The sequence below is a fragment of the Verrucosispora sp. SN26_14.1 genome, from assembly GCF_004307965.1.
GTDB lineage: Bacteria > Actinomycetota > Actinomycetes > Mycobacteriales > Micromonosporaceae > Micromonospora.
This window is the reverse complement of sequence record NZ_SISL01000227.1, coordinates 1-9,525: the sequence shown is the minus strand read 5'-3', so window position 1 is coordinate 9,525 and position 9,525 is coordinate 1. Positions and strand designations below refer to the sequence as shown.

Annotated in this window: 9 protein-coding genes; 5 read left to right on the top strand and 4 right to left on the bottom strand. The window is 72.3% G+C overall.

Annotated features, from left to right (window positions below; genetic code table 11):
* Window positions 1-1,854 (top strand): helicase-associated domain-containing protein (locus EYA84_RS19530; protein ID WP_131054487.1); only part of this gene is annotated, 1,854 nt, incomplete at its 5' end.
* 34 nt (window positions 1,855-1,888) lie between these two features.
* Here EYA84_RS19530 and EYA84_RS19525 read toward each other — a convergent pair.
* On the bottom strand, window positions 1,889-2,128 hold the full coding sequence (locus EYA84_RS19525; RefSeq protein ID WP_131054486.1) for a hypothetical protein: 240 nt from the start codon (window positions 2,126-2,128) through the stop codon (window positions 1,889-1,891).
* Window positions 2,129-2,575: 447 nt separating this feature from the next.
* Between EYA84_RS19525 and EYA84_RS19520 the strand changes: the two genes are divergently transcribed.
* The gene (locus EYA84_RS19520; RefSeq protein WP_131054485.1) at window positions 2,576-4,255 is read left to right on the top strand and encodes a DNA repair helicase XPB; all 1,680 of its coding nucleotides are present in this window, start codon (window positions 2,576-2,578) and stop codon (window positions 4,253-4,255) included.
* 74 nt (window positions 4,256-4,329) lie between these two features.
* On the opposite strand, the gene EYA84_RS19515 is transcribed toward EYA84_RS19520, so the two are convergent.
* A complete protein-coding gene (locus EYA84_RS19515) occupies window positions 4,330-5,082 on the bottom strand; it encodes a TIGR03089 family protein (protein WP_131054484.1) in 753 nt (250 codons plus the stop codon).
* Window positions 5,083-5,131: 49 nt separating this feature from the next.
* On the opposite strand from EYA84_RS19515, the gene EYA84_RS19510 reads away from it, so the two are divergent.
* Window positions 5,132-6,040, top strand: a complete 909-nt coding sequence (locus EYA84_RS19510) for an aminoglycoside phosphotransferase family protein (protein WP_131054483.1) — start codon at window positions 5,132-5,134, stop codon at window positions 6,038-6,040.
* A gap of 52 nt (window positions 6,041-6,092) precedes the next feature.
* On the opposite strand, the gene ligD (EYA84_RS19505) is transcribed toward EYA84_RS19510, so the two are convergent.
* Window positions 6,093-7,007, bottom strand: a complete 915-nt coding sequence (ligD, locus tag EYA84_RS19505) for a non-homologous end-joining DNA ligase (RefSeq protein WP_131054482.1) — start codon at window positions 7,005-7,007, stop codon at window positions 6,093-6,095.
* Complete coding sequence (gene ligD / locus EYA84_RS19500; RefSeq protein WP_131054481.1) at window positions 6,997-7,938, bottom strand: non-homologous end-joining DNA ligase; 942 nt, start codon at window positions 7,936-7,938, stop codon at window positions 6,997-6,999. Before ligD (EYA84_RS19500) ends, ligD (EYA84_RS19505) begins: the two co-directional genes overlap by 11 nt.
* An 87-nt stretch (window positions 7,939-8,025) precedes the next feature.
* Between ligD (EYA84_RS19500) and EYA84_RS19495 the strand changes: the two genes are divergently transcribed.
* Together EYA84_RS19495 and EYA84_RS19490 are read left to right on the top strand one after the other, a co-directional pair.
* Window positions 8,026-9,063, top strand: coding sequence for a Ku protein (locus EYA84_RS19495; RefSeq protein ID WP_131054480.1), 1,038 nt, complete (start codon window positions 8,026-8,028; stop codon window positions 9,061-9,063).
* Between the two features lie 193 nt (window positions 9,064-9,256).
* Window positions 9,257-9,511, top strand: coding sequence for a hypothetical protein (locus EYA84_RS19490; RefSeq protein ID WP_394347592.1), 255 nt, complete (start codon window positions 9,257-9,259; stop codon window positions 9,509-9,511).
* The last annotated feature ends 14 nt before the right edge of the window (window positions 9,512-9,525 follow it).

Here is a 9,525-nt window from a genome sequence, read left to right as displayed (position 1 = left end):
GCGGCGACCGGTTCGCCGGTCCGCTGGCTGGTCGATCACCGGCTGCTGGTGCGGGTCGCCGGCGGCAAGGGCGGCACCGCCGGCATGGTGGAACTGCCCCGGGAGGTCGGGCTGCTGCTGCGCCGCGACACCGGGCCGCTCGGTCCACTGCGCACCAGCCCTCCGGCGGTCGCCAGCACCCCACGCGAGCCGAAGGCCGCCGACTCCGCCGGGGCCGGGCAGACCATGGAGGTGGTACGCCACACCGAGGCGCTGCTGGAACAGTTGGCCGCCGAACCCGCGCCGGTGCTGCGCTCGGGCGGCCTGGGCGTGCGCGACCTGCGCCGGTTGGCGCGTACCGCGGGCCTGGACGAGCCGACGGCGGCGCTGCTGCTGGAGGTGGCGTACGCGGCCGGGCTGACCGGTGAGGTGGAGCTGCCCGGCGCAGCCGGCCGGTACGGGGCCGACCAGCAGGTGATGCCCACGGCCGGATACGAGATGTGGCGGGCCGGTTCGCTGGCCCAGCGCTGGGAGCAGGTGGCCCGTGCCTGGCTGACCATGACCCGGCAGGTCGGGCTCGTCGGGCAACGGGACGACCGGGACCGCCCGATCACGGTGCTCTCCGCCGAGGCGGAACGCGCCGGGGCGCCCGCCGCCCGCCGGGCTGTCCTCGGCGTACTCGCCGACCTGGAACCGGGCAGCGCGCCCACCGCCGACGAGGTGTTGACGCTGCTCGACTGGCGCGCACCGCGTCGCAGCCGGGGGCGTGAGGCGGCGCACCGGGAGGTGCTGACCGAGGCGGCCTCGCTGGGCGTGACGGGGCTGGGGGCGCTCACCTCGTACGGGCGGCTGCTGCTGGCCGAGGCGACCGCGAGCGAGGATCGCGACGCGGACGACCCGCTCGGGCTCCGGGCCGACGCCGACGAGGGTACGGGCACCGCCGTGCGGGCACTGGACGCGCTGCTGCCCGCCCCGGTGGACCACTTCCTGGTGCAGGCCGACCTGACGGTGGTGGTGCCGGGCCCGCCCGAGCCGGCGCTCGCCGCCGAACTGGAGGTGGTCGCCGAGCCGGAGTCCGCCGGTGGGGCGAGCGTGCACCGGATCACCACCGCCAGCGTCCGTCGGGCACTCGACGCCGGCTACTCCGCCGACGACCTGCACGACCTGTTCCGGCGCCGGTCCCGCACCCCGGTGCCGCAGGGCCTGACGTACCTGGTCGACGACGTGGCTCGCAAACACGGCGGGCTGCGGGTCGGTTCCGCCGGGGCGTACCTGCGCAGCGACGACGAGGCGCTGCTCGCCGAGGTGCTGGCGGACCGCCGGGTGGAGGCGCTGGCGCTGCGTCGACTCGCGCCCACCGTGCTGGTGACCCCCTACCAGGCCGGGCGGATGCTGGCCGTCCTGCGGGAGGCGGGGTTCGCCCCGGTGGCCGAGGACGCCACCGGCTCGGCGGTGCTCTCCCGGCCGAAGGCCCGGCGGGCACCCGCCCGGGTCTCGGTCGCCACCCGCGCCCTCGACCCGTTGGCCACCCCGCGTCTGCCCCTGCCGCGCCTGCTCGGTGTGGTGGAGCAGATCCGCCGGGGTGACGCGGCGGCACGGGCGGCACGGCGGGCACCGGCGGCGGTACGCGGCGGTACGCCGGACGGCCCCACCCCGGCGACCGGCCACAGCGAGGCCCTGGCCGTGCTGCAACAGGCGGTACGCGACAAGGCGCTGGTCTGGGTGGGCTACGTCGACGCGCACGGGGCGACGGCGTCCCGACTGGTCCGACCCGTCTCGCTGGGTGCCGGCTACCTGCGCGCCGAGGACGAGCGCACCGAGATGCTGCACACGTTCGCGCTGCACCGGATCACCGCCGCCGTGCTGGAGAGGTGACCCGGCACGGCCTCGGTGCTCGGGCGGTGACCGGTCAGCGCAGGCTGCGCCGGACCGATCCGACGATCGCCACGACCAGCAGCAACGCGAATCCGGTGCCGAGCGCCTCGCCGACCGAGTCCACGAAGCCCTGCTGGAGGACGAGCCAGCCGAACAGGAACCAGCCGAACAGGGCCACCCCGAGGACCGAGTACGCGATCACCGTGGCGGTGGAGACGGGTTCTGCGGACTGCGCCTGCTCGCGGTCGAGGATCATTTCCTGGTCAACGGTCATGCGCCCTCCCCCGTACGGTCCGGCTCTGCCGTCCAGGGTGACACCCCGGAGCGCAACCGACCAGCACCATCACGTGACGATCCGGCGGGTTCATACCCCGGAGCAGGCGACGGGGAAACGGTGGACGGGGTCGCCGGTGCGGCTCGGACACGCGCTCGCCCCCGCTGGCCGTCCGCGACGACGGGACCCGGCCCCCGCTAGCTGGCCCCACTCGTCGCGGCGCGGACGCGCGCCGACGCCGACCGGCGTGACGGTCGACGTGGGCCAGTGGCGGCCCTCGACAACTCGTCTCCCCAGTGCAAGACGCACCGAGGTACCCGCCGGGTTGCAGCTCGCCGACGGTTTTCTTGTCACCCGGCCGCACGTGCAACACTGGATGGTCGCCCGTCCGCAGGTCAGCCACCTGCCGGAGCGGGCCGATCAGCCGTACCGAGGAGGGGGTTCCGCGTGAGCGGTGGACCACTGATCGTGCAGTCCGACAAGACACTGCTGCTGGAGATCGACCACCCCGACGCCCAGTCCTGCCGAATGGCCATCGCGCCGTTCGCGGAGCTGGAGCGCTCCCCCGAGCACGTGCACACCTACCGGCTGACCCCGCTCGGGCTCTGGAACGCCCGCGCCGCCGGCCACGACGCCGAGGGCGTGGTGGACGCCCTGATCACGTACTCCCGCTACCCGGTGCCGCACGCCCTGCTGGTGGACGTGGCCGAGACCATGGACCGGTACGGCCGGCTCCAGCTCGCCAACGACCCGGGACACGGCCTCGTCCTGCGCGCCCTCGACCGGATGGTGCTGGTCGAGGTGGCCAAGAGCAAGAAGCTCGCCGGAATGCTCGGCAACAAGATCGACGACGACACCATCGCGGTGCACCCGTCCGAGCGCGGCCGGCTCAAGCAGGCCCTGCTCAAGCTCGGCTGGCCGGCGGAGGACCTCGCCGGGTACGTCGACGGCGAGGCCCACCCGATCGAGCTGGCCCAGGGCGGCGAGGACGGCGGTAGGCCGTGGACGCTGCGGTCGTACCAGCGGGAGGCCGTCGAGGCGTTCTGGGCGGGCGGCTCGGGCGTGGTGGTGCTGCCCTGCGGTGCCGGCAAGACGCTGGTCGGCGCGGCGGCGATGGCCGAGGCGAAGGCGACCACGCTGATCCTGGTCACCAACACCGTCGCCGGTCGGCAGTGGAAGCGGGAGCTGATCGCCCGCACCTCGCTGACCGAGGAGGAGATCGGCGAGTACTCCGGCGAGCGCAAGGAGATCCGGCCGGTCACCATCGCCACGTACCAGGTGCTCACCTCGCGGCGCGGCGGCGCCTTCACCCACCTGGACCTGTTCGGCGCCCGCGACTGGGGTCTGGTCGTCTACGACGAGGTGCACCTGCTGCCCGCGCCGATCTTCCGGTTCACCGCCGACCTCCAGGCCCGCCGCCGCCTCGGGCTGACCGCCACCCTGGTCCGCGAGGACGGCCGGGAGGGTGACGTGTTCAGCCTGATCGGCCCGAAGCGGTACGACGCGCCGTGGAAGGACATCGAGTCCCAGGGCTGGATCGCCCCGGCGCACTGCACCGAGGTCAGGGTCACCCTGACCGACGCCGAGCGGATGTCGTACGCGACGGCCGAGGCCGAGGAGCGCTACCGGATGGCGGCCACCGCCCGCACCAAGCTGCCGGTGGTACGCGCCCTGGTCGAGCGGCACCCGGAGGAGCAGACGCTGGTGATCGGCGCGTACATCGACCAGTTGCACCAGCTCGGCGAATACCTGGACGCCCCGATCGTGCAGGGCTCGACCACCAACAAGGAACGCGAGCGGCTGTTCGACGCGTTCCGCTCCGGCGAGGTCCGCACGCTGGTGATCTCCAAGGTCGGCAACTTCTCGATCGACCTGCCCGAGGCGGCGGTGGCGATCCAGGTCTCCGGCACCTTCGGCTCGCGTCAGGAGGAGGCGCAACGGTTGGGCCGGGTGCTGCGCCCGAAGGCCGACGGTCGGCAGGCGCACTTCTATACCGTCGTGTCCCGGGACACCATCGACACCGAGTATGCCGCCCACCGGCAGCGCTTCCTCGCCGAGCAGGGGTACGCGTACACCATCGTCGACGCCGACGACGTCCTCGGCCCACCCCTACCAACCGTCGACTGAGGTGCAAGGAAGGGCCCCCTACTACCGTCTCCGGTATAGCAGGGGTCCCTTCCTAACATCTCGGTGGCGGCTGTTCACAGGACACGGGTGATCTGCTCGGCAGCGACGACCGCGTCCCTGTGCTCCGGGTCGAGGTTGGTGCAGAGCACCACGGAGGCACCGGCGGAGAGCGGCGCGAGCAGCCACTTCAACGGTTGGTCGTGCTCGGTGACGTCGACCAGCAGTCGGTCACCGACCCGCAGGTCGAGCTGCTCGGCGACCACCTTCGCGACCGAGCCCCACTCGGCGTAGCTGGTGCCGTCCGGGCTGGCCGCGTCCCCGGCGTGCAGCACGGGACGGTCGGTCGGGGCCGCACCGTGCCGCAGCACCTCCACGGACCAGTCGAGCCATCCGGCGGGCACCTCGGCCAGCGGCTCCGGCCCGGTGCCGACGAGGTAGCGGTGCAGCCCCTCCGGCACGTCCTCCAGCCAGTCGTCGAGCCGTTCCGGGGTGACCAGCACGCCGTCGTACGGCCGGTCGCCGCCGGGCTCCAGCACCGGCAACCCGGCGGTGGCCCACGGCCGGAACGACACCGTCATCCCCACCGACCAGGCCCCGAGCAACACCGCAGCGGTACGCCAGTGCGGCGGCAGCAGCACCGCCACCCGACTGCCCGGCCTCAGCCCGCACCCGTCCCGCAGCAGGCCGGCGACGCGCGCCGACCACTCGCCCAGCTCTGCGGCGGTCAGGTCCTGGCGGGCACCCGTCCGGTGGTCGAGGCAGGTAATCAACGGCCGGTCCCGCGCGGCGAGGCCGGTGACGGAACGTACGGGCAGCGCAGTTTCCATCCGTCGATAATCCCTTGCCGACGCAGGGTGACGGAATGAGGATCGCGGGATGCCTTCGACCGCTCCCGACGGCCGTGCCGGAATCGACGCCGGGCTGGTCCGACGTCTGATCGCCACACAGTTCCCGCACTGGGCACACCTGCCGGTGTCACCGGTGGAGCGCGACGGCCACGACAACCGGACGTACCGGCTGGGCGAGACGATGACCGTACGGCTGCCGACTGCGGCCGGGTACGTCCCGGCGGTGGCGAAGGAGAACGAGTGGCTACCCCGGCTCGCGCCGGAGTTGCCGGTCGCCGTACCGCCGGTCCTGGGTGTCGGGGTCCCCGGCGAGGGGTACCCCTTCCCCTGGTCGGTGCGGGGCTGGCTGCCGGGCGAGACGGCGGACCTGGCCCGCGTCGACGACCCGGTGCGGCTCGCCGTCGCGGTGGGCGAGTTCGTGCTGGCCCTACAGTCCTGCGACGCGACCGGCGGCCCGGCTGCCGGGGAACACAGCTTCTTCCGGGGTGCCTCGCCGGGGCACTACGACGAGGAGACCCGGCATCTGCTGAGCCTCCTGGCCGGACAGGTCGACGTGGCGCGGGCCGCTGCGGTGTGGGAGGCCGCCCTGGCTGCCGAGTGGCGGGGCAGTCCGGTGTGGTTCCACGGGGACATCGCGGTCGGCAACCTGCTGGTGGTGGACGGGAAGCTGGCTGCGGTGATCGACTTCGGCACGTCCGGTGTCGGTGACCCGGCCTGCGACCTGGTGATCGCCTGGACGTTGTTCTCCGGCAGCAGCCGGCACGCCTTCCGGGAGACGGTCGGGCAGGACGAGGGCACCTGGGCACGGGCGCGGGGCTGGGCGTTGTGGAAGGCGATGCTGCTGTTGGCGCAGCACCTCGACTCCGATCCCGCCCTGGCCGTCGACGACCACCGCGTGATCGCCGAGGTGCTGGCCGAGCGGGACGGGCTGGGATAGCTGTTAGCAGGGGTCCCCTGCTATACCGCAGGCGTTAACAAGGTGCCCTTCCTTACGCCGCAGGCAGCGCAGGGCCGGGTTCGAGCAACGGCGCAAGAAGATCGCCGTGCTCCTCGACCCGCTCCAGCACCTCCGAGGCCGTGTACGGCTTCGACGACGGTCGCCTGCCCGCCGCGCCCGCCTCCACCTCGTCCCAGGTCAGCGGTGCGGACACCGAGGGCACCGGCTGCGCCCGCAGCGAGTACGGGGCCACCGTGGTCTTCGCCGCGCTGTTCTGGCTCCAGTCGATGAACACCTTGCCGGGCCGGAGGTTCTTCGCCATCTTCGACACGATCAGCTTCGGGTGCTCGCGTTCCAGCTCCTGGGCGATCCGTCGGGCGTACCCGGACACGTCGTCGGCGGACTGGGTGCCCGCGATCGGGCAGCAGAGCTGCATGCCCTTCTTGCCAGAGGTCTTCGGATAACAGTCCACCCCGTCGGCGGCCAGCCGTTCGCGCAGCAGCAGCGCCACCCGGCAGCACTGCCGCAGGGTCGCCGGTGGCCCGGGATCCAGGTCGACCACCATCAGGTCCGGATGCGCGCCGACCTTCCACTGCGGGGTGTGCAGTTCCAGGGCGGCGAGGTTGGCCAGCCAGACCAGGGTGGGCAGGTCGTCGGCGACCACGTAGTCGATGGTCTCCCGGCCCTTCGTCGAGCCGGGCGCGGGCAACGTCTCGACGTGCACCCAGGAGGGCGTGGCAGCCGGGGCGTTCTTCTCGAAGAAGGAGTTGCCCTCCACCCCGTTCGGGTAGCGGATCCGGGTCAGCGCGCGGTCGTGCAGGTGCGGCAGCAGCACCGGCGCGATCCGGGTGTAGTAGTCGATCACCTCGCCCTTGGTGAAGCCGGCCTTCGGGTAGAGGACCTTGTCCAGGTTCGACAGCTTCAGGGTGCGTCCGGCGACGTCGACCCGGAGCCGCTCACTCGGCATCCGCCACCTCCTCGGCCGCCTTGTCCGGCCGCAGCCGCAGGACCCGGGGGAACCGCAGTCGCCCGTCCGGCGTGCGCTGGCCGTACTTGACCTCCACCACCACCTGGGGGGTTACCCAGATCGCGCCCCGCGCATCCTCCCGGGGCACGTCGCCGCCGAACGGGGAGGTGGTGGTGCGCAGCGGCTCCAACTCCCGCAACAGTTCGCGTTCCAGGGCCGCCCCGATCCCACCGCCGACCCGCCCCCGATAGATCAGCCGCCCACCGGCCCCGGGCACCCCGACCAGCAGGCCGCCGATCCGGCGGGCACCGGGCCGCCAGCCGCCGATCACGAAGTCGCCGGTCACCTCCAGCTTGACCTTCACCCAGTCCGGCGACCGCACGCCGGGCCGGTAGGTGGAGTCCGCCCGCTTGGCCATCACCCCTTCCAGGCCGTGCTCACCGGCGGCGTCGTAGGTGGCCGGGCCGTCCGGGAAGACCGGTGGGACCGTCCACCGCGCCGCGCCCAGTCCGAGTTCGTCGAGGGCTTCCCGACGCCGGGCGTACGGCCAGCCGGTGAGGTCCGTGCCACGCAGCCGCAGCAGGTCGAAGATCATGTACGTGACGGGGACGCTCGCCGCCAGTCGGGCCGCCTTGACCGGATCCCGTACGTGCATCCGCTCGGCCAGGGCGGTGAACGAGGGTCGACCGGCCCGGTCGAAGAGGACCACCTCACCGTCGAGCAGTGCGTCGTCGACCTGTTCGCCGAGCGGGATCAGCTCCGGGTAGGCGGTGGTGATCTCCACCCCGGAGCGGGCGTACAGGCGCTGCCGTCCGGCGGCGATGTCGGCCAGTGCGCGTACGCCGTCCCACTTGAACTCGTACGCCCACCCGGCGCCGGCAGGCAGTTGCCCGGTCACCGCGAGCATCGGCCTCAGTGGCGCGCCGGGCACGAAACCGACTGTAGTAGCAGGCCGAACACGTCGCGCCCGGTTCCGTCTGATGCGAGCATGGTCGATATCGGGGAAGGAAGGTGCAGGATGCGGGCCATCTGGAAAGGGGCCGTGTCGTTCGGCCTTGTCTCGATCGCGGTGAAGCTGTACTCCGCGACCGAGGAGAAGGACATCCGGTTCCACCAGGTGCACCGGTCCGACGGCGGGCGGATCCGGTACAAGCGCACCTGTCAGGTCTGCGGCGAGGAGGTCACCTACGACGACATCGCCAAGGGGTACGACATCGGCGGCGGGGAGATGGTGATCCTCACCGACGAGGATTTCGCCGAACTGCCGTTGAGCACCTCCCACGCGATCGACGTGCTGGAGTTCGTCCCGGCCGAACAGGTCGACCCGATCCTCTACAACAAGGCGTACTTCCTGGAGCCGGAGGGCACGGCGACCAAGCCGTACCTCCTGTTGCGGGACGCCCTGACCGACTCCGAGCGGGTGGCGATCGTCAAGGTGGCGCTGCGCCAGCGGGAGCAGTTGGCCACCCTGCGGGTACGCGAGGGCGTGCTGCTGCTGAACACCATGCTCTGGCCCGACGAGATCCGTAAGCCCGCCTTCGGCTTCCTCGACGAGGATCTCAAGGTCCGGCCGCCGGAGCTGGCGATGGCCACCTCGCTCGTCGATTCGATGGCCGGTGACTTCCATCCGGACGAGTTCACCGACGACTACCGGGCGGCCCTCCAAGAGGTCATCGACGCGAAGGTGGAGGGCCGTGAGGTCGTACAGCCGGAGGAGGTCGAGGAGGCACCGCCCGCCGCCGTCGACCTGATGGCGGCGCTGAAGGCCTCGGTGGAGCGGGCCCGCGCGGCCCGAGGCGAGGGCGGCGGCGCCTCCGGCGGTGGCGCCGGAGAGCCCACCCCGATCACCTCCGCCCGCTCCGCGCAGAAGAAGACCGCCGAGAAGAAGGCGCCGGCCAAGAAGACCGCCGAGAAGAAGGCCACCGGTACGAAGGCCGGCGGCACGAAGAAGGCCCCGGCGAAAAAGGCCGAGCCGGCCAAGAAGACCGCGGAGAAGAAGGCGACCAAGGCCGCGAAGGCTCCGGCGAAGAAGACGACTCCCCGCAAGTCGGCCTGACCGGCGATTTCCTCGAACCGGTCGAGGCGATCTTCTCGTACCGGTCGCAGCCGTGGCCCGGTGTCCCAGTTGCCGCACAATTCCCACGGGTCACGATCGATGGTCGGAACTGCCTCTGCCACCAGGTACCGTGTGTCGGCGACGGCGTCTGTAGCCGGACGCACCCACACCTCTCAGCAGGGGAGTCGAGGACGTGAGCGAGCAGGAGACCAAGGCGCGACGGCGACTGGCCGAACAGTTGGCGGCCCAGAAGGCGGCCGAGGCCAAGCGGCGGCGGCAGGCCTGGGCCGGCGGGTTCGCCGGAATCGCCGTGGTCGCGGTGCTGATCACCGTCTTCGTGATCGTCGGTCAGCCCGGCGGCGACGACGCTCCCGACCAGGTCGCCGGTGCGCCGTCGGCGCCGGCGGAGGCGACGACCGAGCCGGGCGCGCGGGGGGCTGGCTCGTAGACACATCTGACGCT